Genomic DNA, 348 nt, shown 5'->3' on the forward strand with positions numbered 1-348 from the left:
AACACTTGATGCTGGTATTTTCTTACCAAAAGCTTCTCTTGGTGATACTGTTTTCCTTGATGAAAATGAAAACGGAATTCAAGATGACGGTGAAGAAGGTGTTGAAGGGGTTGTTGTTAATCTTTTAGATTGTGATGGAAATGAGCTGGACTCAACCATGACTGATGAAAATGGTAACTACAGCTTTACTGAACTTGACCCTAACGTAGATTACGTAGTTGAGTTTGAACTTCCTGATGGATATGAATTCTCTCCTGTTGATCAAGGTGCCGATGATACAGCTGACTCTGACGCGGGTGAAGATGGACGTACTCCATGTACTGATCTTGCTCCTGGTGAAAATAATCC

1 protein-coding gene is annotated in these 348 nt (G+C 40.8%); it reads left to right on the forward strand.

Annotated features, from left to right (window positions below; all coding sequences use genetic code 11):
* On the forward strand, positions 1 to 348 hold a 348-nt coding region (locus RM520_RS15245; RefSeq protein ID WP_311388573.1), incomplete at both ends, for an SdrD B-like domain-containing protein.

The organism is Croceitalea vernalis, from assembly GCF_031846405.1.
GTDB classification, from domain to species: domain Bacteria; phylum Bacteroidota; class Bacteroidia; order Flavobacteriales; family Flavobacteriaceae; genus Croceitalea; species Croceitalea vernalis.